The sequence below is a fragment of the Mesorhizobium sp. AR07 genome, assembly GCF_024746815.1.
In the GTDB taxonomy this organism is placed as follows: Bacteria; Pseudomonadota; Alphaproteobacteria; order Rhizobiales; family Rhizobiaceae; genus Mesorhizobium.
The window spans coordinates 3,218,152-3,239,485 of the sequence record NZ_CP080525.1 but is presented as its reverse complement, the minus strand read 5'-3'; the positions used below and the strand labels follow the sequence as shown (position 1 = coordinate 3,239,485).

Here is a 21,334-nt window from a genome sequence, read left to right as displayed (position 1 = left end):
CCGGGATGGGGCTCCATCTTCGGGTTTTGCCATGATCTTTTCCGAAAACCGGATTCCACTTTTCGCTGACGCGGTCCTGCGGTTCGGGATCATGGCTAAGCTCCCATCAGGAAGGCTTGTTCGCCGATCAGCTTGCGGCGAAGCCAGGCGGAGAACTGGTCGACGAGGAAGATCGTCGTGAACAGCAGCAGCACCAGCGCCAGTGTCTTGGCGCCGAAGCCGCGTGAGATCGAGAGTTTCAATTCCTCGCCGATGCCGCCGCCGCCGACGGCGCCGATGATGGTCGAGGCGCGGACGTTGATCTCGACCCGGAGCAGCGTATAGGACATGAAGTTGGGCAGCACCTGCGGCAGGTCGGCGAAGCGCACCCGCTCGAACCAGTTGGCGCCGACCGCCCTCAGGCCTTCCTCGGCGCGCATGTCGATGTTCTCGTTGATCTCATAGAACAGCTTGCCGAGCGCGCCGATCGAATGCAGGCCGATGGCGATGATGGCGGCTATAGGACCGATCGAGACGATGGCCGCGAAGAGGCCGGCAATGACGATCTCCGGAAAGGCGCGCAGCAGCTCCATGAAGCGCTTGACGACGAGCCTCAGCACGGGATGCGGCGTCAGATTGCGCGCGGCGATGAAGGAAAAGGGCACGGCGAAGATGAAGCCGATCAAGGTCGAGACCAGGGCCACGTTCACCGTGGTGAGCATGAGCTCGAAATATTCAGGGATATAGAAACTGCCCCAGACATAGACCCGGCCGAGCGGGAAATTGTATTCCTGGGTGCCGGTGTCATGCGGCGAGGCAATGTCGAACAGCGCCCGCCAGACGTCGTTCCAATCCTTGGGGATCAGCCAGCTCAGGAAATCCAGAAGGTGCGGCAGCCGCTCGAAGAAGTGTCCGGCATTGGCTTCGTCGGCGAACCACATGCTCGCGAACATCGCGGCAAGCAGCAAGCTGACGCCGAGCACTGTGTAGAGCCGGCGCAGCGACGTCTGGCGTTGCCAGGCATCGGCCATCTGGTGGGTGGCGGCGGAGGGGGCTGTCACGGAAAGGGTCATGATCGGACGCACAAAAAGGGCGGTGCTTTGAACACCGCCCTTTCCGATTTCGCCGTTAGCCGCCGATGGCTGCCTTACGAGCTTCGACGATGACGTTGTAGAAGTCGGCCTTCACCGGAACGTAGCCGGTGAAATCGCCACCTTCGACGCCCTCGAAGCAGGCCTTGTCCTTGGTCGGCAGGGCGGTGAAGAAGGCGGTCAGCTTGGCGGTCATCTCGTCGCCGAGCGCGGTGCGCACGACCAGCGGACCGTTCGGGATCAGGCCCGAGCGCCAGACTTCGACGAAGTCGTTGGGGTCGACGGCGCCCTTGGCGGTTACCTTGTGGAAGGTGCCGGAGGTGTAGCCGTTCTTGAAGTCGCCGATGCCCGAGGAGTCGTCCACCGCCACGTCGACCTTGCCGTCGCGCATGGCCAGTATGTTGTTCTCATGGCCGCCGTTGAACTGGGTCGAGGCGAAGAAGGTTTCGTTCGAGGCGCCGGTGGTCTTCGGAATCTGGGTCAGCGGGATCAGATAGCCGGAGGTCGAATCCGGATCGGCGTAGCCGAGCTTCTTGCCCTTGGCCGACTTGATGTCGGTTATGCCGGAAGACTTGAGCGCCAGGCCGATCGAATAATAGCCGGTGGCGCCGTCGGTCTGCTGGGTGGTGAGGATCGGGGTGACCGCCTTCGGGTCCTTGATGTAGACGCTGGCATAGCCGGAGGCGCCGAGTTCGGCGAAGTCGAGAGTGCCGCCGAGCAGGCCCTGGATGACGCCGTCATAGTCGGCGGCCGGGAACAGCGAGACCTTCTCGAAACCGAATTCGGCCTTCAAATGGTCTGCGAGGCACTGGTAGTTGCGCAGCCGGTCGGTCTCATTTTCACCGCCGAGAATGCCGACGCGAAATTCCTTCATGTCGGCGGCGTGGGCAGCACTTGTTGCCATGGCGAGCACCGAAACGGCGCTGAAAACCATCTTCCTGAACATTGGATATCTCTCCTGTAGGTTCCGGCCCCGCGCCGGCAGCGTTGGTGATTTTGACAGGTGCCCTTGACGGGGGCTGGCGATCCAGGTCGCTCTTTCTTGGCCCATGATCTCGGACAAAACGGTTCCCGTTTGTCGGAGAAAACCGGGTCCCACTTTCGGGATCATGGATTTAATAACCCGGGAATGCGGGCTCGAGCGGTCCGGCGGATGCGGCGATCTTTTGCTTGAAGGCAACGCTGGTCGAGGTGATGGCCTCGGAGATTTCGCCGCCATTGCTGTCGGCGCCATAGACGAGACGCACGGCCTCGCGGTTGAGTTCTTCCGGCGGGCCGTCGAAGACGACCTTGCCGGCGGCCATGCCGATGATGCGGTTGCAATAGGTGCGGGCGGTGTCCAGCGTGTGCAGATTGGTGACGACAGTGATGCCTTCGCGCAGATTGATGTCCTGCAGCGAATCCATCACCACCTTGGCGTTGAGCGGGTCGAGCGAAGCGATCGGCTCGTCGGCGAGGATCACCTTGGGCTGCTGCATCATGGCGCGGGCAATGGCGACGCGCTGCTGCTGGCCGCCAGACAAGGTGCCGGCAGGCTGCATTGCGGTGCGGGCGATGTCGAGCCGCTCGAGCGCGGCGACCGCCTCGGCGCACTCGGCGCGGGAAAACATGCCGAGCAGGTTTGACATGGTCGAACGGTGGTTCAGCTTGCCCAGCAGCACATTGGTCAGCACGTCGAGACGCGGCACCAGATTGAACTGCTGGAAGATCATGGCGCAGTCGCGCTGCCAGCGCCGGAGCGGCGAACCGCGCAACTGGGAGACCTCGGCACCGTCAAAAAAAATCGATCCCTGGCTGGGATCGATGAGACGATTGATCATGCGAAGGAGGGTTGATTTGCCAGCACCCGAACGGCCAATGATACCCACCATCTGACCCTGCGGGATCGAGATGTTGATATCGCTGACGGCAGTGTTCTTGCCAAATCGTCGGGTGACGCTGCGGATTTCGAGCGTGGCTGACATGGTCGTTTCCAGTCCAGTCGCGTTGAAGGTCTGTTAGGACCTCGCTAGCGCAGCCCCGTGAACTTGCGGTGTCGGATTGATGTCAGTTTTGTTACTGCCCACAGACGCAAGCGTCATGCGCATCGCGGGCAATCAGCCGAGCACCAGCAACTCCTCGAAGTGCTCCATGTCCCTGAAGCTGCAGAAGGCGGGCGCCTTGATCTCGATCACCGGGGCCTGCCGCGCGAAAAGCGCCAGGCAGTCATCGAACAGCGCCTGCCATTCGGCCGCCTTGTCGTCGGCAAAACGCTGGATCTGATAGGCGAAGGTGATGTGGAAGACATAGGTGTCGTGGTCGGGATGGCGGTAGCCGAACGGCATCGCCAAAGCGTCGCGCCAGGCGAGCATGATGCGCACGTCGTCATCCGTCGCACCGGCAACGGTGAGGCCGGTCGGCACGATCTCGACCACCTTGATGTTGAACGGGCCAAAGCCCTTGAAACCCTTCAGCCGTTCCAGATAGAGGCGGGTCATCGCGTCGATGCTGGTGTCGAGCGGCATGTCCCGCGGCCAGTAGGGCAGCCGGCGGCGATATTCGATGATGCCCTGGAACAGCGTCATGTGCAGGCTGGAGACGGGTGTGAAGGCCAGCCGGTCGGCGTCGGGCATCGCCAGCATCCGCTCGCGCACCGCAAGCACCACAGCCTCGGACGGCGAACCGCTGACCAGATGGCTGACGACGGTGTTACCCGGCTCGAGCAGGAAACTGCCTGATGTGTCGTAGCGCGTGCCGAGATGCGCCGGGGCGGTCGGATTGGAGCCGGCAAAGAATCCGGCGAGCGAGGGTTTGACAGAAGCAGGCATTGCGATCTCCAGGGGGAAATATCGCGTCCTGCCCCGGCGATGTGTCAGGGATATGAAACAGGCTCGCCCATGGCAATGATGTGAGCGACTATCCCTGGTATTTTTCCAGGAAGGCCTCGGCCGACAGCTCCCGGAAATCATCGAGCGCTGTGCGCAACCTTGCATGGTCCCAGTCCCACCAGGCGAGCGCCTGATAGCGTTCGGCCGTGCGGCGGTCGAAGCGCTCGCGGATCGGTTTGGCCCGGCACGCCGCCGACGATGGTGTAGGGGGCGACATCCTTCGACACGACGGCGCCGGCGCCGACCGCGGCGCCATCGCCGACGGTGACGCCGGGCAGGATGGTCGAGCCATGGCCGAACCATGTGTCATGGCCGATGGTGACGCGGCTGGCGCGGCGCTGGGCGAAGAATTCGCTCTCGTGCTCGGCGTCCTCCCAATAATCGGAGGCGCGGTAGGTGAAATGATGCAACGTCGGTCGCCACGTCGGATGGTTGGTGGCGTTGATGCGCACGGCGGCCGCGATGTTGGAAAACTTGCCGATCGTCGCGCACCAGACAGCGCAATCCTGCATCATGTAGGAATAGTCGCCGAGGGTGCTCTCGGAAACCCGGCTGCGGTCGGCGATCTCGGTCCAGCGGCCGAGCGTCGAATTCTGCACATCCGCCGTCGGGTGGACCAGCGGCGTCTCCGACAGTTTTCTCGTCATGCGGCGATTTTTCCGGGCGCGAAAGCGGTGACGTCGACGATGCGGTCGGCAATGGCTTCGCGCACGTCATGGTCGTGGAAGATGCCGAGCAGGGCGACGCCCACCGCCTTCTTGGCGGCGATGAGTTCGATCACCACATCGCGGTTCCTGGCGTCGAGCGAGGCGGTCGGTTCGTCGAGCAGCAGGATCGGATGCTCGGTGATGAAGCCGCGCGCGATGTTGACGCGCTGCTGCTCGCCGCCGGAGAAGGTTGCCGGCGGCAGTGCCCAGAGTTTTTCCGGCAGGTTGAGCTGCGCCAGCAAGGCGCGTGCCTTGCCGCGGGCGATCTCGCGGTCCTCGCCGCGCTCGACCAGCGGTTCGGCCACGACATCCAGCGCCGACACACGCGGCACGGTGCGCAGGAACTGGCTGACATAGCCGATCGTTTGCCGGCGTATGGCAAGCACGGTGCGCGGGCTGGCGGTGGCGAGATCGATCAGCCCGTTTTCGTGCATGACGATGATCTGACCCTCGTCGACGGCGTAGTTGCCGTAGAGCATCTTCAGGATCGAGCTCTTGCCGGCACCGGACGGGCCGCCGAGCACGGTGCATTCGCCAGCCCTGATCGAGAAAGACACGCCTGCGACGACAGGCAGTTTGATGCCATCGCGCAGATGCATGGTGAAGCTCTTGGCGACATCGGAAACAACGAGAGGCGTCGGCATCAGAAGGTCCTCCAATCATCGTTCGTTTGCGGCCCAACACACGCCAGAGCAATCATCTTCAGACCTGTAGAATCGAGGAAACAAGCAACTGGGTGTAGGGCGCGCGCGGGTCGTCGAGCACGCGGTCGGTGAGACCGCTTTCGACGACGCGGCCGTCCTTCATGACCATCATGCGCTGCGACAAAAGCCGCGCCACGGCAAGGTCGTGGGTGACGACGATGGCCGCAAGGCCGAGATCGGTGACCAGGCCGCGCAACAAATCGAGCAGGCGCGCCTGCACCGAGACATCGAGGCCGCCGGTCGGCTCATCCATGAACACGAGCCGCGGGCCGGTGACGAGGTTGCGGGCGATCTGCAGGCGCTGGCGCATGCCGCCGGAAAAGGCGCGCGGCTCGTCGTCGATGCGATCTTCGTCGATCTCGACGCGAGACAGCCAGTCGACGGCCGTGGCGCGGATCTTGCCGTAGTGACGGTCGCCAACCGCCATCAACCGCTCCCCGACATTGGCGCCGGCCGAAACCGTCATGCGCAGCCCGTCGGCCGGGTTCTGGTGGACAAAGCCCCAGTCGGTGCGCATCAGAAAGCGGCGTTCGGCCTCGCTCATCCGGTAGAGCTCGCGGAACTGGCCGTCGCGCATGCGATAGCTGGCGGTGCCGGAGCTTGGCAGCAGCCGGGTCGACAGGCAGTTGAGCAGCGTCGTCTTGCCGGAACCGGACTCGCCGACGACAGCCAGAACCTCGCCCGGCCACAGGTCGAAGGAGACATTGTCGCAGCCGACGCGCGAGCCGTAGAATTTGGACAGCGCCGAGACGCGCAGCAGCGGTTCGTCGGTCATTGCGCCGGCTCCATGTTTCCTGGGGCAAGATGGATTTCTGGGGCGAGATGGCCGCGATGGCCCTCCTCACGCCGCTTCTCGCAGTGGTCGGTGTCGGAGCAGACGAACATGTGGCCGCCATGGTCGTCGAGGATGACCTCGTCGAGATAGACGTTCTCGGCCGCGCACAACGCGCAGGGCTGGTCGAAGGTCTGCACCTCGAACGGATGGTCCTCGAAGTCGAGGCTGACCACTTCGGTGAAGGGCGGCACCGCATAGATTCGCTTTTCGCGGCCGGCACCGAACAGCTGCAAGGCGGGCGAGCGGTGCATCTTGGGATTGTCGAATTTCGGCGTCGGCGACGGGTCCATCACGTAGCGGCCCTCGACCTTGACCGGATAGGCATAGGTGGTGGCGATGCGGCCGTGCCTGGCGATATCCTCGTAGAGCTTGACATGCATCAGGCCATATTCCTCCAGCGCGTGCATCTTGCGTGTCTCGGTCTCGCGCGGCTCGAGGAAGCGCAGCGGCTCGGGGATCGGCACCTGATAGACCAGCACCTGGCTCGCCGTCAGCGGGTGTTCCGGGATGCGGTGGCGGGTCTGGATGATGGTGGCGCTGGCGGTATCGGTCGTCACCGCGACATTGGCGACCTTCTTGAAGAAGGCACGGATCGAGACCGCATTGGTGGTGTCGTCGGCGCCCTGGTCGATGACTTTCAGCACATCGTCCGGGCCGATGATCGAGGCGGTGACCTGGACGCCGCCAGTGCCCCAGCCATAGGGCATCGGCATTTCGCGCGAAGCGAACGGCACCTGATAGCCGGGAATGGCGATGCCCTTGAGGATGGCGCGGCGGATCATCCGCTTGGTCTGTTCGTCGAGATAGGCGAAGTTGTAGGTGGCGATGTCGGTCATGGCGATCACATCCGCGTTGTGCTATTGAATTGGCGTCCAAGACGCGGAAACAGGTCTAAGCTCAGATGACCGCAACCGGATGGGTGCACCTCGGAATCCTGCTGCTGGTGTTTGTCTGCGCTGTAGCCTTTGCCCTTCGAAGAATGGTTCTTCCTGCGCCGAAGGAAGGCGCGCATGGCGAGACCGTTGCCGGGAGCAGTGGTGGCTACGGTGGAGGGTTTAGCGGCCATTCCCACGACGGTGGGCATGGCCGCGCGGGCAGCTAAGGTCATTCCGCTGCCTCCCTCTTCTCTTCCGCCTTAACTGGATTTTCGCGGGCGTCGTATTCCGCGCGCATGCGGCGTACGAGGTCGAGTTCGGCCTGGAAATCGACATAGTGCGGCAGCTTCAGATGTTCGACGAAGCCGGTCGCCTGGACGTTGTCGGAATGCGAAATGACGAACTCCTCGTCCTGCGCGGCGGCGACGACATCTTCGCCGAGTTCTGTCGCGCGCAGCGCCCGGTCGCACAGCGCCATCGCCATCGCCTTGCGCTCGCTCTGGCCGAAGACGAGGCCGTAGCCGCGGGTGAATTGCGGCGGCGCCTTGGCCGAGCCTTTGAACTGGTTGACCATCTGGCACTCGGTGACCCGGACGGTGCCGAGCGGCACGGCGAAGGGCAGTTCGGGCACATCAAGCTCCAGCTCGACCTCGCCTATACGAATTTCGCCGACGAAAGGATGGTTGCGGGCATAGCCGCGCTGGGTAGAATAGCCGAGCGCCAGCAGAAAGCCCTCGTCACCGCGTGACAGCGCCTGCAGCCGGATGTCGCGCGCCATCGGGAATTCCAGTGGCTCGCGGGTGATGTCGCCGGGGACGTGATCCTGCGGCATGTTGCCGTCGGGCTCGATGAGGCCTTCGCGAGCGAGGATCGCCGAGACGCGCGGCATGGCTTGCGCTTCGGTCTCGCGCTGCAGCGGCTCGGCGACATCGCCGCCGGCGGCAAGCTCGGGGTCGAGCAGCCGGTGCGTGTAGTCGAAGGTCGGGCCGAGCAATTGGCCGCCGGGCAGGTCCTTGTAGGTCGCCGAAACGCGCCGCTCGACCAGCATGGCGCCGGTGTCGATCGGCTTCGTGTAGCCGAAGCGCGGCAAAGTGGTGCGGTAGGCGCGTACCAGGAAGATCGCCTCGATCATGTCGCCGCGCGCCTGGACGATGGCGAGTGCGGCCAGTTCCCGGTCGTAGAGCGAGCCTTCGCTCATCACCCGATCGACGCCGAGCGCCAACTGCTCGACGATCTGGTCGAGGCGTAGCGCGGGCACCGAACGGTCGCCTCGCCGGCGGTCGGCCAGCAGGCTGTGGGCGTTGGCGATGGCCGCTTCGCCACCTTTTACCGCGACATACATCTCAGGCCTCCATCGTCTTGATACGCGTCGTGCGCGGCAGGCAGGCGACGCCGTCTGATGTGGCGAGGATGATGTCGACGCCGCGCGGAAAGCGCTGGTTGTTCTGCTTCCATTGCTCGACGAAATGACGCGGCATCCGTGCCGGCGCGATCATGGCGCTGGTTTCGATGCCGGGGCCTTCGAGCAACAGCGGGGCGCCCGAAACGAGATCGCTGACTTGCAGGATCAGCGTCGTCGACCGGTCGGGATAGTCCTGGGTGCCTTGCGAAAAGCCGTCGAGCGCCATCATCTCGGCCGGCGTGGCGATCAAAGCGAAATGCGCATCGGCCGGTGTGTTGGCCAGTGCTGCGCCGGTGTGGAAACCAAGCCAGGATTTGATCGCGGCGGAAGCCTGCAAAGCCGGGTCAAGCCAGAGCGGCGTGTCGTTGTCGCAAAGTGCCAGCGCCACGGCGCCGGCGGTTGCCGAGAGCGGCGCCGGCGGGCGGGCGAACGCCGGCAGGGGCTGCACGCTGCCCGGCCGCGCCATCGCATCCATGACTGCGCGGAACACGGTCTGGGCGTTGAAGACCGGATCGGCGAAACCGCCCTCGATCGATTGTGCCGCGATGTCCATCAGTCTTCTCCGCGAACCATGGTGAAGAAATCCACCTTCGTTGCCGCCGTCTCGGCGCGGCGACGTTCATGCGCCGTGGTCAGGGCCGACCGCAGCGGCGCTATGAGTCCGGTCTCCACCTCGGCGCGACGGGCCGGGTCCTGCCAAAGCGCGTCGGCGATGGCCGCCAGCCTTGCCTTCTGCTTGTCGCGGCCGAGCGCATAGCAATGGCCGACCTGCCCGGACGGCAAACGGACGGTGGCGCGGGTAACGGTCGTTTCGCCGACATTGAAGGGCGCGCCGCCGCCGCCGATACGGCCGCGCACAGTGACAAGGCCGGTCTCGGGGCCGCGCAGCAGTTCAGCGTCCGAAGGCAGCCCGGACTCGTTCCAGAGCCGAACGATGTCATCGCCGCTGGATTGCGCCAGTGTTGCCATGGCGGCCGTGCGCTCTGCCTGGTCACGGGCTTCCTGTCCTCGCATCGGCAACATTCCTCTTGGCTAAATTTGTCTATTGATATAGACAACTATACAAATTATACCTATTGTTTACCGCGAGTCCATGACGAGTGCGTGACAGGCGCAAAAGGACGCATGGCAAACAGATCGGACGAGCAATGACCAGGCACCTGACGGTCAACAGCATCGAGCGGCGTAGCGGTGTCTCGCTGTGGCGGCAGATCGCCGACAAGATCCTGCACGCGATCGCGGTTGGAGATTTTGCGGAAAATGCCGCGCTGCCGCCGGAGGTGGCACTTGCCGAGCGCTATGGCGTCAACCGTCACACAGTGCGCAGTGCTATTGCCGCTCTTGTGCAGGAAGGGGTGCTGCGGGCAGAGCAAGGGCGTGGCACCTTCGTGCTGTCGCGCAAGCGGCTGTCCTATCCGATCGGCGCGCGCACACGCTTTTCGGCGGGGCTGCAAGGGCAGGCGTCCGAACGGCATACTGTCCTGCTCGCGTCATCGGTCGAGCCGGCCAGCCGTCGCGTCGCCGAAGCCTTGAGCCTTGCCAGGGGAGCTGACGTGATACGCCTGGAAACGCGCGGCGAAGCCGATGGACGGCCGGTATCGCGCGCCGCCGGCTGGTTCGATGCCAGGCGCTTTGCCGGCATCGATGCCGCGATGGCGCAAACCGGGTCCATCACCGCATCGCTGGCGCGTTTCGGCATAGACGACTATCTCAGGCAATCGACCATGCTGTCGGCGCGTCATGCCGATGCCGCCGACCTTGCCGACCTCGGCCTGCAGCCCGGCGCCATCGTGCTGGTGACGGTCGCCGTCAACGTCACGCCCGACGGCCAGCCGATCCAGTTCTCGGAGTCGCGCTTCCCGGCCGAGCGGGTGGAGCTTAAACTGTCGGCACTTTAGGATGTGCCGGCCTTATACGAGACCGTGATTTATCTGACTCACGCTGATATCAGACCAGCTCGGTCGCGCTTACTTGTCAGCGGCTTGGCGTTTGAGGACCGCCTTCCCCCACTCCGTCTCGGCTTCGCCGAGCCACCTCTCCCCCCTCCGGAGGGAAAGGAAGGTAGCCCGCTGGCGGCGGGAGAAGGAGCGAGTCTGGCTGAGGAGCGTTGGCTGCAATAGGCTCGCACCCTTCCCTCTACCCCGTCGATCGGGGGAGAGGTGGCTCGGCGAAGCCGAGACGGAGTGGGGGTCGACCTGCGCGGGGCGTCGTCAATTCGGGACGTGTTCACCGCCTGCCATGTTATGACCCACCTCGATCACAGCCTTGATCAGGCCGGATTTCTCATGCGCCCAGCGGGCGAGGTCGCGCGGCGTTTCGGCTAGCGTGGTGCGGTGGGTGACGAGCTTGGGCAATGGCACGGCGCCGTTGCGGATTGAGGCGGCGACGTGGTCGAAGTCGGCGCGCAGCGCATTGCGGCTGCCGATCAGCGTCATCTCGCGCTTGTGGAATTCCGGGTCGGAAAAGCTGATGTCGTCCTTGACGACGCTGACCAGCACCAGGGTTCCGCCATGCGCCACATGGGCGAAGGCCGACTGCACCGACTGGGTGTTGCCGGTGGCGTCGAAGACCACATCGAAGCCTTCGTCGCCGGTCGCCTGCCTGACCAGATCGGGCACCGCGCCGCGCGAGCCGTCGAGGGTCTTGAAACCGAGTTCGTTGGCGGCAAAGCCGAGCCTTTCGCTGCTCATGTCGAGCAGCGTCACGTCAAGCCCTGCGATGCGCGCGAAGATGGCGGTGCCGAGCCCGATCGGGCCGGCGCCGATGACCAGCGTGCGGGCGCCGGGCTGGCCTTGCGCGCGCCGCACGGCATGCGCGCCGATGGCCAGGAATTCGACTGCGGCGGCGTCGGCCAGCGACAGGCCGTTTGCCGGATAAAGATTTTGCGCCGGCACCAGGATCCGTTCGCACATGGCGCCGTCGCGATGGACGCCGAGCACCTCGATCCTGACGCAGCAATTCGGCTTGCCGTGCCGGCAAGCGATACACTTGCCGCAGGCAAGATAGGGGTTGATGACGACCGGCTCGCCGACGGCAAGTTCGACGCCTTCGCCAGTTGCGGCGATCGTTCCCGACACTTCGTGGCCCATGATGCGGGGGTAGGCGAGAAACGGGTGCTTGCCCTCGAAGATGTGGTAGTCCGTGCCGCAGATGCCGACATGGCTGACCGCGACCAGCGCCCAGCCGGGCGGTGGCGCGCCGGGCGCCTGGCGGTCTTCCAGGGCAAGGTCACCCGGTGAGCGGCAGACGACGGCTTTCATGCTTCAATCCAGCCTGCAATGAAAATCGCCGGCCCGGCGATTGATCCGGAGATTGTCTACTTGCCGCGGCGGCGCAGCCCATCGAAGTAGACGATGATGATGATCAGCGCGCCGGTGATGATGCGCTGCCAGAACGAGTTTACGTTGAGCAGATTGGCGCCGTTGTTGATGGTGGCCAGGATGAAGGCGCCGAGCAGCGGCCCGTGCACCGAGCCGACGGCGCCGAACAGCGAGGTGCCCCCGATGACCGACGAGGCGATTGCCTGCAGCTCCCAGCCCTCGGCCTGGGTCGGGTTGCCGATGCCGATGCGGGCGGCAAGCAGCACGCCGACGAAGGCCGCGCACAGGCCGGACAGCGTGTAGGCCATGTAGATGGTGCGCTGCACGTTGACGCCGGAGAGGCGCGAGGCCTCGGCGTTCGAGCCGACCGAGAACAGGTACCGGCCCCAGCGGCTGTGGTGCAGGAAAATATAGGCCGGAATGCCGACCAGGATGACCATCCAGAACAGGTTGGGAATGCCGATGAAGGAATTGCGCGAGAACGCGGTGAAGGTGTCGCTGTTGATGTTGATCGAATTGCCATTGGTCATCAAAAGGCCGATGCCGCGCAGCGAGGTCAGCGTCGCCAGCGTGATGATGAAGGGCGGCAGGCCCATCTTGACGATGCCGAAACCGTGGAACATGCCGATGGCAACCCCGACCAGCAGCGTCACCAGAATGGCGAGCCAGATGGGGAAGCCGGCATTGATCATCATGGCGACGACGACGGTGGCGAAGCCGACCACGGCGCCGACCGACAGGTCGATGCCACCGGTGATGATGACGAAGGTCTGGCCGACCGCCATGATGGCGATCATCGAACCCTGGCGCAAAAGATTGGCGATGTTGTTGCCCGAAGCGAAGCTTGGCGTTGCCACGGAAAGCACGATCCACAGCAGAATCAACAGCGCCAAAAGCGTCAGCCCAAACAGGACGTTATAGTTGCGCTTCGGTTTTTCGACAGCAATCGCCTCGGTGCTCATATCTGTCCTCCCAGCTTTTCTTGTTTCTCGGCGAGTGCCTGCGTGAGAATGTCCTCGTGGCTGGCGGCGCGAAAGCCGTGGCTTGCCACCAGTTTGCCGCGCCGGAACACATGCAGCGTGTCGGCGAGCTCGTAGACTTCCGGCAGATAGGACGAGATCAGGATGATGCCGGCGCCTTTCGACAGCAGCGCGCCGAACAGGCGATAGATCTCGGCCTTGGTGCCGACGTCGACGCCAACCGTCGGCTCGTCGAAGATGAACAGCTTGGCGCCATGCGCCAGCCATTTGCCGATGACGATCTTCTGCTGATTGCCGCCCGATAGGCTGGACGCCAGCGCGCTCCGCGTCGGCGTCTTGATGCGAAGATCGGCGATCTGGCGATCGGCTTGCGTCTTCTCCTGCGCGTTCGAAATCAGCAAATTGTTCGAAATGCGCTTGTAGATCGGCAGGTTGAGGTTGAAGCCGACCGGCAGGTTGAGGCAAAGGCCCTGGTCCCGGCGGCTTTCCGGCGCCAGCGCCATGCCGAGCTTGATCGCGTCATGCTCGGAATTGACCTGAACCGGCTTGCCCTCCCACAGGATATCGCCGGCAGACTTGCGGTGGCGGCCGTAAAGCGTGGTGACGAATTCGCTGCGCCCGGCGCCGATCAGGCCGTAGAGCCCGACGATCTCGCCGGCGCGAACCGTCATCGAGACATTTTCAAATCCCTTGCCGGACAGGTTCCGTGCTTCGACGATTGCTGCACCCGGCGTGAAATGCTCCTTGTGATAGACCTGCTCGATGGAGCGGTTGATCATCATCTTGACCAGCTCGGCGTCATTGGTCTCGGCGATGTTGCGGGTGCCGACCAGCGTGCCGTCGCGCAGCACCGAAACACGGTCGGCGAGCTCGAACACTTCCTCCATGCGGTGGCTGATGTAGATGATCGTCACGCCCTCGGTCTTCAGACGGCGGATCAGGGTGAAAAGCTGGTCTGCCTCCTTGCGGGTCAGGTAGGCGGTCGGCTCGTCGAAGATCAGGAATTTGGTGCCACGCACGGTGGCGCGCGCGGCCGCGATCAGCTGCTGCTGGCCGATGGTCAGGTCGCCCAGCGTGACATGGGCCGGCAGGTCGAAGCCGAGATCGTCGATGATCTTCTGCGCTTCCTTGACCATGGCCCGCTGCTGCAGCATGCCGAAGCGCGAATTCTCCTCGCCGAGGAACATGTTGGCGGCGACCGTCAGGTGACGGCAGAGCACGACCTCCTGGTGCACGGCATTGATGCCGAGCGCCATCGCCTCGTGCGGCGTCGCCAAGGCTGCCGGCTGGCCCTCCCAGATCACTTCTCCGGAGGTGCGCGGCATGACGCCGGTCAGAAGCTTGATGAGCGTGGATTTGCCGGCGCCGTTCTCGCCGACGATGGCGTGGATCTCGCCGGATTTGAAGGCGAGGTTGACCGGCTTCAGCGCGTGGGTGCCGGGATAGCGCTTCTCCAGCCCGCGCAATTCGAGGATGGTCCGCCCTGGTTCCAGCACGGGTGCCGGATGCAGTTCCTGCGCCGTCGACGTCATGACAATCCTCCCAGATTGGCCTCCCAGATTGGCCTCACGATTGGCACGCGGCGAGGCAAGGATATGCCCCCGAAACACAGCCTAGCTTAAGCCTGCGGATTGCCAAGCCGTTTGTGCTGGCAGCCTATGTCTCCGGGGCACGAAGCCCCGGAGACGATTTCGATACTGCCTTGCTCTTACTTCAGCTTCGGGTTGAGCAGCGCGTCGATCTTCGGCTCTTTCATATTGGCCTTGGTCACCAGATTGGCGCCGGTATCGACATTGGCCTCGACCTTCTCGCCCTTCGAGGCGGCAAGCGCGGTCTTGATGCCGTCATAGCCCATCCGGTACGGATCCTGGACGACGAGGCCGGAAATGACGCCGTCGTTGAGGAACTTGATCAGCTTCTCGTCGCTGTCGAAGCCGATCAGGGCCAGTTTGCCGGCAAGGTTGTTCTCGGCCACAGCCTGACCGACGCCCTGCGCCATGATCAGGTTGGAGGCGAAGATGCCCTTCAGATCCGGGTTGGCGGTGATCAGGTCGGTCGCGATGTTGAGGCCGGTCGTGGCCTGGCCGTCAGCATATTTGTCGGCCACCAGCACAAGGCCAGGATATTTCGCCTTGAGCTCTTCCTTGAAGCCCTGGGCGCGCTGTTCGAGCGAGCCGGCGCCGGGAAGTGCCGTTATCAGGGCAACCTTGCCTTCGACCTTGCCGCCATTGGCAGCGCCGATGGCCGCGGCGAGACCGTCAGCTGCGACACGGCCGCCCTGGACGTTGTCGGTGGTGAGGAACGAGGTGAAGGCCTTGGAGTCGGCGCCGGAGTCGATGCCGATGACCTTGACCTTGGCGGCGGCTTCATCGATCGGCTTGCCAAGTGCCTTGAACTCGGTCGGCGAGATGACGACCGCGGCCGGGTTGCCAGCAACGGCGTTTTCCAGGATCGAAATCTGGCCGTTGACGTCGGTTTCTGCCTGTGCGCCGAGTTCCGGAACATTGACGCCCAGGTCCTTGCCTGCCTTACGGGCTCCGGCCAGAACGATCTGCCAATAGAAGGACGTGGTGTCCTTGACGATGATCGGGATGGTCACGTCCGCCGCCGAAGCCGGAGCCGAGTGCATCACGCCGGCAAGCATGGAGGCGGCCGCAAGAGCCACGACCGCGCGGCGGTTGAGAATGCTGGTCACGAATTTCATTAGGTTTCCTCCCTAAGTCGCCCGGTGAACGTTACGGAAGCTCCGCTTGGATAGGCGCGGCCCAAACAGAACTTTATCAATAAAAAACAGTTGCCATGTTTTGATAGTGCATCGACCCTGCCGATGCAAGCGCTGTTTCGCGCCAGTCCTGCCGAGGTCTGGCAGGGCCAGATCGCCGCGCCGCTCCTCCCTTGCCGCCGATAAACGCTCCCGTTTCCGTTCCGTGAACGTATGGAATATTAATTCCATCATTTCGTCAATATGGAATGTTCATTCTTTTCTGGGATCGCAAGAATGTGAGACCTGGATCACCCGTTCACTGCGAGCGGACACGAGTTTCACGCCTGCTCCTGCACCAGCGTATAGGGACGGTATTTGGCATATTCCGTCTCCGGCACGTCGACGTCGAGTAGTTCGAGATTGCGGGTCAGGTTTGCCAGCTTGGCGGTGCCGGTCAGCACCGTGGCGACCGCGGGTTCATGCAAGGGAAACTGAAACGCGGCAGCGGCCAGCGGATAACCGCCCTCGGTGGCGATCCTTTCCATGGCACCGACGCGGTCGAGCACATCGTGGCTGGCGGGGCGATAATCGAAATGCGCGCCTTGCACAGGCCCGGTCGCCAGGATGCCGGAGTTGAACACGCCGCCGATGACCAGTGACGTCTGTCGCGCCCGGCACAGCGGCAGCAGTTCCGCTTCCGCGCTGCGGTCGAGCAAGGAATAGCGGCTGGCAAGCAGGATGCAGTCGAGCGGCGCCCGGCGCATCACGTCGAGGCAGATCTGGACCTCGTTGACACCAAGCCCATAGGCGGAGATGACGCCGGATCGCTTCAGCTCTTCGAGCGCCTTGAGGCCGCCATCCATCAACTCGCGGAAATGCAGCTTGGTCTTCTCGACGCCATGCGTATAGGCGCCGATGTCATGGACGAACAGGATGTCGATCTTGTTGAGGCCAAGGCGCGCATAGCTGAACTCGACCGAACGCATGATGCCGTCATAGGAATAGTCATAGTCCAGCGCGAAGGGCAGCGGATCGACATAGGAATGATCGGGAACCTGGTCGTCCGGCACTGGGCGGAACAGGCGGCCGACCTTGGTCGACAGCACATAGGAATCGCGCGGCTTGTAGCGCAGGAAGTCGCCGAAGCGGCGTTCCGACAGGCCGAAACCGTAGAAGGGCGCGGTGTCGAAATAGCGCAGACCGGCCTCCCAGGCGCCTTGCAAGGTCTCCATCGCCGCCTCGCGCGAACAGGCGCGGTAGAGGCCGCCGAGTGCCGCGCCGCCGAAGCTGACCTCGGTGACTTCGAGCGCCGTCTTGCCGATGCGGCGTTTCTCCATGCGAAACCTCCCCGTTCCCGACCGTTGTCCGGGCTGGCCGTCTTCAGATATCAATCAAATCTAGAGCAATTCCAGGAAAAGTGTGCAGCGGTTTTCCGCCCGGAATTGCGAAAAAACAATGAGTTAGAGCGTTGCGCCAAGATGCCAGGGCACGAACTCGTTATCGCCGTAGCCGAAGTCTTCGCTCTTGGTCTTGCGGCCGGAAGCCGTCTCGACGATCAGTTCGAAGATCTCGCGGCCCATGCCGGCGATGGTCTTTTCGCCCGAGGCGATGACGCCGCAATTGACGTCCATGTCCTCTTCCATGGTGTGATACATGGTCGAGTTGCTGGCGACCTTGATCGACGGCGTCGGCCGGCAGCCAAAGCACGAACCGCGGCCGGTGGTGAAGACGATGATGTTGGCGCCGCCCGCCACCTGGCCGGTGGCCGAGACCGGGTCGTAGCCGGGCGTGTCCATGAACACCAGTCCGTTGCCGGTGACCTTTTCGGCATAGCCGAAGACGCCGTTAAGCGGCGTCTGGCCGCCCTTGGCGACTGCGCCCAGCGACTTCTCCAGAATGGTGGTGAGGCCACCACGCTTGTTGCCGGGCGACGGGTTGTTGTCGATCGAGGCGCCGTGCTTGGCGACGTGATCCTCCCACCACTTCACGAAACCGTCGAGCTTCTGGGCGATCTCCGGCGTTGCCGCGCGGTAGGCGAGCAGGTGCTCGGCGCCATAGATTTCCGTCGTCTCGGAAAGGATGCCGATGCCACCGACGCCGGCGAGGATATCGACGGCCGCGCCCAATGCGGGATTGGCCGTGATGCCCGACATGCCGTCGGAGCCGCCGCATTGCAGGCCGACGACGATTTCGCTGACCGGGATCGGCTCACGCTTCAATTGACCGACTTCCTCGGCGATTTCGGCCAGCACCAGCATTGCCTTTTCGACCGATTTGCGCGAACCGCCGGCGTCCTGAATGTTGAAATGGCGTTTGCCGGCGGCGACGCCCTTCTGGCCGTAAAGGGTGAGCTGGTTGACCTCGCAGCCGAGCCCGACCATCAGCACGCCGCCGAAATTCGGATGGCGGGCATAGCCGGCCAGTGTGCGGTGCAGCACCATCATGCCGTCGCCGGTGCCGCTCATGCCGCAGCCCTGGCCGTGGACGATCGGTACGAAGCCGTCAATGCCGGGATATTTGGGCAGCAGCGTGCGGTTGGCCTGGTCGGCGATGGCATGGCAGACGGTGGCCGAGCAATTGACGCTGGCGACGATGCCGATGAAGTTGCGCGTGCCGGCACGGCCGTCGGCGCGGCGATAGCCCATGAAGGTGCGGGCGCGGTCGGCCTCGGTTGCGTGCTCGGCCTCGCTCGGCGGCACCACCGGCAAGCGGCCGGATTCGAAAACCAGATTGTGCGAATGAACGTGCTCGCCCGGCGCGATGTCCTGGGTGGCGCGACCGATTGCCTGGGCGTATTTCACCACCGACTCGCCGGCGGCGATCGGCTTGATCGCCACCTTGTGGCCAGGCTCGATCAGGGCGGCGGCAACGGCGCCGCCTGGCAGCGCGGTGCCGATCTCGATGCGGCCGTTGGCGACCGCGACATTGTCGGCGGGGGACAGAAGAATGCTGTTGGAGGCGTTCACGGGCGGTTTCCTGGGTGATCCTGGGATGCGCGGGCGGATTGACACGCGCTCGTTAAAAGATAATGTCTTTTATCGTGAAAAAACAGTTTTGCGTCAATTGTTTTTTCGCTGGGGAGTTCCGCATATCCTCGGGTGTTCCAGAAAGCGATTTCGCTTTTCAGGGTCGGGGGAACGTCATATTGCGCTTCAAACCGGCCGCCGCAAGCGCCGGTGTGCAACGGGTCAGGGATGTCGAAGAGCAACAACGTCTACAAGGATGCCTACAACCGCTGCCTGCGGCTGCTCGACGAAACGCGCAGCCTGCCTTCGGAGCCGGAACTGGGCACCTTGCTTGGCGTCAGCCGCACGACCGTCCGCACCATTCTGGCGCGCATGGAAGAGACCGGGCTGATCGCCTGGAACAAGCGTGCCAAGACAGTACTGCGCGAACCGCGCCCCGATGATTTCTTCCCCGAGGAAGAGACCGACACATTGGCCGAAATCATCGAGCGGTCGTTCATGCGCAGACTGCTCGCCGGCGGCGCCGAGGCCGGCATGCAGATCAACGAGCTCGAACTGGCGCGCGAGATCGGCGTCGGCACCACCAGCGTGCGCGAGTTCCTGATCCGCTTCTCCCGCTTCGGCCTGATCGAGAAGCGCCGCAACAGCCATTGGGTGCTGAAGGGTTTTACCCGCGCCTTCGCGCTGGAGCTGACCGAAATCCGCGAGATGTTCGAACTGCGCTCGGCGGCAGCCTTCGCCGCCCTGCCGCGGGACAGCGCGGTGTGGGCCGATCTCGACAGGCTGGAAGACGAGCATCGCCGGCTGGCAAGCGAGATCGCCACCCGTTTTACCGAATTCTCGGAGCTGGACGAGCGCCTCCACCGGCTCATCCACCGGGCGTCGCACAACCGCTTCATCGTCGATTTCTACGACGTCATCGCCATGATCTTCCACTACCACTACCAGTGGAACAAGGCACAGGAGCGCGAGCGCAACGAGGTCGCGATCGGTGAGCATCTCGCCTATATCGAGGCGCTCAAATCGCGCGACCTCGGCAAGGTCGATGCCGCCTGCCGCAAGCACCTGAAGTCGGCGCGCCAGACATTGCTGACCTCGATCCCGGAAAGCCGGCCGCCACAAAAATCCTGATATGCCGCGTTGCCGCAGCCTGGATTTGACGATTTTCGACGTCCCGGTCCCGTGGTAGGTATATCTCCGGTGATTGCTTGAAGAGGCAGATGGTTTGAGCAGGCAGTTCATTTGAACAAGGGGCGGAGACGGTGGAGCATGCCGGTCGCGCTTGTCGCGGCCTGTCTGCTGTTACTCCAGTCGATGCTCGGTGCGTTCGCTTTCGGCACCGGGCCGAATGCGTCGCAACTCGATGCCTTCGGCAACGTCATCTGTACCCGTGAGGGGGCGGCCCAGCTTCCCGGCGGCAACCCACCGCCGTCACATCTGCCGGCATGCTGCGTGCTCAGCTGCGGCATGTCTTCGGCGGCCTTCGCGCCGCCGCCCGAGGCTGGCCTGGCGCTTGGCAGCCTTTCCTTTGAAGCAGTCGCCTTCGTCTTTCCGGCGATCCTCCATCTCGACTTCGCGCGCGAGCGCTCGCCGTCGAACCCGCGCGCGCCGCCGCTGAAGGCCTGAGCCTGTTTGCCCGGCGGAACCTTTCGCAGGCCCACCCATCCAAAGATCAAACTGTTCGCGACCGGCAACGGCGCGGACCATCATATCATGGAGCAACCATGTCCCAATTTTTCCGCACCGCCGCGCGTGCCATGCCCGGCAGCATTTTACGCAGCTTCAAGCAGCGTCTCTGCATCGCCGTGCTGGCTTTTGCGCTGGTGTTCGTCGGCGCCCCGACTGTCTTCGCGCATGAATTCAAGGTCGGCGATCTCGAGATCGGGCATCCCTGGTCGCGTGCCACGCCGGCCGGCGCCAAGGTCGCCGGCGGCTATTTCACCGTCACCAACAAAGGTAACGCGCCGGACCGGCTGCTGTCGATTTCCTCCGACATCTCGGAAAAGGCCGAACTGCATCAGATGGGCGTCAAGGACGGCGTCATGACCATGCGGCCGGTTGCCGACGGCCTGGAAATCCCGGCTGGCGGCAAGGTGGCACTTGCGCCTGGCGGCTATCATTTGATGTTCATCGGCCTGAAGCGGCAACCCAAGCAGGGCGAAAAGTTCTCCGCCACGCTGACCTTCGAAAAGGCAGGCACCGTCAGCGTGGATTTTGCTGTCGAAGGTATGGGCGAAATGGGTGGCATGGATGACCACGCCAACTGATCGCGCCCGTTCGACACCTTTAAAATCAGAGGGACCATCATGAACAAGTATCTTCTGTCGGCCGGCGCGTTTCTTGTCTTGGGAACCAGTGCCGCCTTCGCGCACATCACGCTCGAAACCCAGGAAGCGGCGGTCGGCTCGACCTATAAGGCTGTCCTGCGCGTGCCGCACGGGTGCGACGGCAAGGCGACGACCGCCGTGCGCGTGCAGATTCCGGAAGGGGTGATCGCGGTGAAGCCGATGCCGAAGCCGGGCTGGACGCTGCAGACCAAGAAGGGCAAATACGACAAATCCTACCAGCTCTACGGTCAGGCGGTGACCGATGGGGTCAAGGAAGTCGACTGGAGCAGTGGCAGCCTGCCGGACGAATTTTACGACGAGTTCGTCTTCCGCGCGACACTGACGGCGGATCTCCCCGCGGGCCAGAAACTCTACTTCCCGGTGGTCCAGGAATGCGACGGCGCCACCGATCGGTGGATCGAGATCCCGGCGGCAGGGCAGGATGAAGACGCGCTGGAGAACCCGGCGCCCGGCATCAAGCTGTTGTCGAAGAAATGATCTCCTGGCGGCGCGCCCTCATCGAGAGCGCGCGCCGCCGCTTCGATGGCGATGACATGAACGCGATATCCCTACTTAG

Annotated in this window: 22 protein-coding genes and 1 pseudogene; 5 read left to right on the top strand and 18 right to left on the bottom strand. The window is 63.6% G+C overall.

Translation table 11 applies throughout. From position 1 onward, the window contains the following. Nucleotides 1–95 precede the first annotated feature (95 nt). From phnE to phnG, 12 genes and pseudogenes are all read right to left on the bottom strand, one after another. Nucleotides 96–1,052 (bottom strand): phosphonate ABC transporter, permease protein PhnE, encoded by a 957-nt coding sequence (phnE, locus tag BPNPMPFG_RS16435; protein WP_258596556.1) that lies wholly within the window; start codon nucleotides 1,050–1,052, stop codon nucleotides 96–98. 55 nt (nucleotides 1,053–1,107) lie between these two features. Beyond that, complete coding sequence (gene phnD, locus BPNPMPFG_RS16430; protein ID WP_258596555.1) at nucleotides 1,108–2,016, bottom strand: phosphonate ABC transporter substrate-binding protein; 909 nt, start codon at nucleotides 2,014–2,016, stop codon at nucleotides 1,108–1,110. A 169-nt stretch (nucleotides 2,017–2,185) separates the two neighbouring features. Then, nucleotides 2,186–3,034 carry a phosphonate ABC transporter ATP-binding protein gene (phnC, locus tag BPNPMPFG_RS16425; RefSeq protein WP_258596554.1) on the bottom strand — a complete coding sequence of 283 codons (849 nt, stop codon included), beginning with the start codon at nucleotides 3,032–3,034 and terminating at the stop codon, nucleotides 2,186–2,188. A gap of 132 nt (nucleotides 3,035–3,166) precedes the next feature. Continuing rightward, complete coding sequence (locus BPNPMPFG_RS16420; protein WP_258596553.1) at nucleotides 3,167–3,877, bottom strand: DUF1868 domain-containing protein; 711 nt, start codon at nucleotides 3,875–3,877, stop codon at nucleotides 3,167–3,169. Between the two features lie 88 nt (nucleotides 3,878–3,965). After that, nucleotides 3,966–4,584: pseudogene (locus tag BPNPMPFG_RS16415) on the bottom strand (DapH/DapD/GlmU-related protein). Beyond that, a complete protein-coding gene (phnL, locus tag BPNPMPFG_RS16410; protein WP_258596552.1) occupies nucleotides 4,581–5,288 on the bottom strand; it encodes a phosphonate C-P lyase system protein PhnL in 708 nt (235 codons plus the stop codon). The pseudogene BPNPMPFG_RS16415 and the gene phnL overlap by 4 nt, the downstream one beginning before the upstream one ends. Before the next feature lie 58 nt (nucleotides 5,289–5,346). Continuing rightward, complete coding sequence (phnK, locus tag BPNPMPFG_RS16405) at nucleotides 5,347–6,123, bottom strand: phosphonate C-P lyase system protein PhnK (RefSeq protein ID WP_023760811.1); 777 nt, start codon at nucleotides 6,121–6,123, stop codon at nucleotides 5,347–5,349. After that, on the bottom strand, nucleotides 6,120–7,019 hold the full coding sequence (locus BPNPMPFG_RS16400) for an alpha-D-ribose 1-methylphosphonate 5-phosphate C-P-lyase PhnJ (RefSeq protein ID WP_258596551.1): 900 nt from the start codon (nucleotides 7,017–7,019) through the stop codon (nucleotides 6,120–6,122). Before BPNPMPFG_RS16400 ends, phnK begins: the two co-directional genes overlap by 4 nt. A 5-nt stretch (nucleotides 7,020–7,024) precedes the next feature. Next, nucleotides 7,025–7,291 carry a hypothetical protein gene (locus BPNPMPFG_RS16395; RefSeq protein ID WP_258596550.1) on the bottom strand — a complete coding sequence of 89 codons (267 nt, stop codon included), beginning with the start codon at nucleotides 7,289–7,291 and terminating at the stop codon, nucleotides 7,025–7,027. Then, entirely contained in the window at nucleotides 7,288–8,400 is a 1,113-nt protein-coding gene (locus BPNPMPFG_RS16390) for a carbon-phosphorus lyase complex subunit (RefSeq protein ID WP_258596549.1), read from the bottom strand. The genes BPNPMPFG_RS16395 and BPNPMPFG_RS16390 overlap by 4 nt, the downstream gene beginning before the upstream one ends. A gap of 1 nt (nucleotide 8,401) precedes the next feature. After that, nucleotides 8,402–9,013 (bottom strand): phosphonate C-P lyase system protein PhnH, encoded by a 612-nt coding sequence (gene phnH, locus BPNPMPFG_RS16385; protein ID WP_258596548.1) that lies wholly within the window; start codon nucleotides 9,011–9,013, stop codon nucleotides 8,402–8,404. Continuing rightward, the gene (phnG, locus tag BPNPMPFG_RS16380; protein ID WP_258596546.1) at nucleotides 9,013–9,474 is read right to left on the bottom strand and encodes a phosphonate C-P lyase system protein PhnG; all 462 of its coding nucleotides are present in this window, start codon (nucleotides 9,472–9,474) and stop codon (nucleotides 9,013–9,015) included. Before phnG ends, phnH begins: the two co-directional genes overlap by 1 nt. A gap of 134 nt (nucleotides 9,475–9,608) precedes the next feature. Here phnG and phnF point away from each other — a divergent pair, with 134 nt between their 5' ends. Continuing rightward, a complete protein-coding gene (phnF, locus tag BPNPMPFG_RS16375; RefSeq protein ID WP_258596544.1) occupies nucleotides 9,609–10,358 on the top strand; it encodes a phosphonate metabolism transcriptional regulator PhnF in 750 nt (249 codons plus the stop codon). Nucleotides 10,359–10,670: 312 nt separating this feature from the next. Here phnF and BPNPMPFG_RS16370 read toward each other — a convergent pair whose 3' ends face one another. From BPNPMPFG_RS16370 to BPNPMPFG_RS16345, 6 genes are all read right to left on the bottom strand, one after another. Further along, nucleotides 10,671–11,720 carry a zinc-binding alcohol dehydrogenase family protein gene (locus tag BPNPMPFG_RS16370; RefSeq protein ID WP_258596542.1) on the bottom strand — a complete coding sequence of 350 codons (1,050 nt, stop codon included), beginning with the start codon at nucleotides 11,718–11,720 and terminating at the stop codon, nucleotides 10,671–10,673. 56 nt (nucleotides 11,721–11,776) lie between these two features. Next, a complete protein-coding gene (locus BPNPMPFG_RS16365) occupies nucleotides 11,777–12,742 on the bottom strand; it encodes an ABC transporter permease (protein ID WP_258596541.1) in 966 nt (321 codons plus the stop codon). Then, entirely contained in the window at nucleotides 12,739–14,292 is a 1,554-nt protein-coding gene (locus BPNPMPFG_RS16360; protein WP_258596540.1) for a sugar ABC transporter ATP-binding protein, read from the bottom strand. Before BPNPMPFG_RS16360 ends, BPNPMPFG_RS16365 begins: the two co-directional genes overlap by 4 nt. A 176-nt stretch (nucleotides 14,293–14,468) precedes the next feature. Then, on the bottom strand, nucleotides 14,469–15,464 hold the full coding sequence (locus BPNPMPFG_RS16355; protein ID WP_258596539.1) for an ABC transporter substrate-binding protein: 996 nt from the start codon (nucleotides 15,462–15,464) through the stop codon (nucleotides 14,469–14,471). Between the two features lie 338 nt (nucleotides 15,465–15,802). Beyond that, nucleotides 15,803–16,801 (bottom strand): aldo/keto reductase, encoded by a 999-nt coding sequence (locus BPNPMPFG_RS16350; protein ID WP_258596537.1) that lies wholly within the window; start codon nucleotides 16,799–16,801, stop codon nucleotides 15,803–15,805. 123 nt (nucleotides 16,802–16,924) lie between these two features. Further along, nucleotides 16,925–18,430, bottom strand: a complete 1,506-nt coding sequence (locus tag BPNPMPFG_RS16345; protein ID WP_258596535.1) for a UxaA family hydrolase — start codon at nucleotides 18,428–18,430, stop codon at nucleotides 16,925–16,927. Between the two features lie 228 nt (nucleotides 18,431–18,658). Here BPNPMPFG_RS16345 and BPNPMPFG_RS16340 point away from each other — a divergent pair, with 228 nt between their 5' ends. The 4 genes from BPNPMPFG_RS16340 (at nucleotide 18,659) to BPNPMPFG_RS16325 (ending at nucleotide 21,255) form a co-directional block, all read left to right on the top strand. Continuing rightward, a complete protein-coding gene (locus BPNPMPFG_RS16340) occupies nucleotides 18,659–19,561 on the top strand; it encodes a GntR family transcriptional regulator (RefSeq protein ID WP_258596533.1) in 903 nt (300 codons plus the stop codon). 138 nt (nucleotides 19,562–19,699) lie between these two features. Then, on the top strand, nucleotides 19,700–20,056 hold the full coding sequence (locus tag BPNPMPFG_RS16335) for a DUF2946 family protein (protein ID WP_258596531.1): 357 nt from the start codon (nucleotides 19,700–19,702) through the stop codon (nucleotides 20,054–20,056). Between the two features lie 98 nt (nucleotides 20,057–20,154). Continuing rightward, entirely contained in the window at nucleotides 20,155–20,697 is a 543-nt protein-coding gene (locus BPNPMPFG_RS16330; protein WP_258596530.1) for a copper chaperone PCu(A)C, read from the top strand. A 39-nt stretch (nucleotides 20,698–20,736) separates the two neighbouring features. After that, the gene (locus BPNPMPFG_RS16325) at nucleotides 20,737–21,255 is read left to right on the top strand and encodes a YcnI family copper-binding membrane protein (RefSeq protein ID WP_258596528.1); all 519 of its coding nucleotides are present in this window, start codon (nucleotides 20,737–20,739) and stop codon (nucleotides 21,253–21,255) included. Nucleotides 21,256–21,334 lie beyond the last annotated feature (79 nt).

Coding starts and splice junctions, on each gene's coding strand:
- BPNPMPFG_RS16420 (WP_258596553.1), bottom strand. CDS start 3,877: ATGCCTGCTTCTGTCAAACCCTCGCTCGCCGGATTCTTTGCCGGCTCC.
- phnF (WP_258596544.1), top strand. CDS start 9,609: ATGACCAGGCACCTGACGGTCAACAGCATCGAGCGGCGTAGCGGTGTC.
- BPNPMPFG_RS16355 (WP_258596539.1), bottom strand. CDS start 15,464: ATGAAATTCGTGACCAGCATTCTCAACCGCCGCGCGGTCGTGGCTCTT.
- phnD (WP_258596555.1), bottom strand. CDS start 2,016: ATGTTCAGGAAGATGGTTTTCAGCGCCGTTTCGGTGCTCGCCATGGCA.
- BPNPMPFG_RS16360 (WP_258596540.1), bottom strand. CDS start 14,292: ATGACGTCGACGGCGCAGGAACTGCATCCGGCACCCGTGCTGGAACCA.
- BPNPMPFG_RS16400 (WP_258596551.1), bottom strand. CDS start 7,019: ATGACCGACATCGCCACCTACAACTTCGCCTATCTCGACGAACAGACC.
- phnG (WP_258596546.1), bottom strand. CDS start 9,474: ATGCGAGGACAGGAAGCCCGTGACCAGGCAGAGCGCACGGCCGCCATG.
- BPNPMPFG_RS16350 (WP_258596537.1), bottom strand. CDS start 16,801: ATGGAGAAACGCCGCATCGGCAAGACGGCGCTCGAAGTCACCGAGGTC.
- BPNPMPFG_RS16395 (WP_258596550.1), bottom strand. CDS start 7,291: ATGACCTTAGCTGCCCGCGCGGCCATGCCCACCGTCGTGGGAATGGCC.
- BPNPMPFG_RS16340 (WP_258596533.1), top strand. CDS start 18,659: ATGTCGAAGAGCAACAACGTCTACAAGGATGCCTACAACCGCTGCCTG.
- phnK (WP_023760811.1), bottom strand. CDS start 6,123: ATGACCGACGAACCGCTGCTGCGCGTCTCGGCGCTGTCCAAATTCTAC.
- BPNPMPFG_RS16370 (WP_258596542.1), bottom strand. CDS start 11,720: ATGAAAGCCGTCGTCTGCCGCTCACCGGGTGACCTTGCCCTGGAAGAC.
- phnL (WP_258596552.1), bottom strand. CDS start 5,288: ATGCCGACGCCTCTCGTTGTTTCCGATGTCGCCAAGAGCTTCACCATG.
- phnH (WP_258596548.1), bottom strand. CDS start 9,013: ATGGACATCGCGGCACAATCGATCGAGGGCGGTTTCGCCGATCCGGTC.
- phnC (WP_258596554.1), bottom strand. CDS start 3,034: ATGTCAGCCACGCTCGAAATCCGCAGCGTCACCCGACGATTTGGCAAG.
- BPNPMPFG_RS16325 (WP_258596528.1), top strand. CDS start 20,737: ATGAACAAGTATCTTCTGTCGGCCGGCGCGTTTCTTGTCTTGGGAACC.
- BPNPMPFG_RS16330 (WP_258596530.1), top strand. CDS start 20,155: ATGTCCCAATTTTTCCGCACCGCCGCGCGTGCCATGCCCGGCAGCATT.
- BPNPMPFG_RS16365 (WP_258596541.1), bottom strand. CDS start 12,742: ATGAGCACCGAGGCGATTGCTGTCGAAAAACCGAAGCGCAACTATAAC.
- BPNPMPFG_RS16335 (WP_258596531.1), top strand. CDS start 19,700: ATGCCGGTCGCGCTTGTCGCGGCCTGTCTGCTGTTACTCCAGTCGATG.
- BPNPMPFG_RS16390 (WP_258596549.1), bottom strand. CDS start 8,400: ATGTATGTCGCGGTAAAAGGTGGCGAAGCGGCCATCGCCAACGCCCAC.
- phnE (WP_258596556.1), bottom strand. CDS start 1,052: ATGACCCTTTCCGTGACAGCCCCCTCCGCCGCCACCCACCAGATGGCC.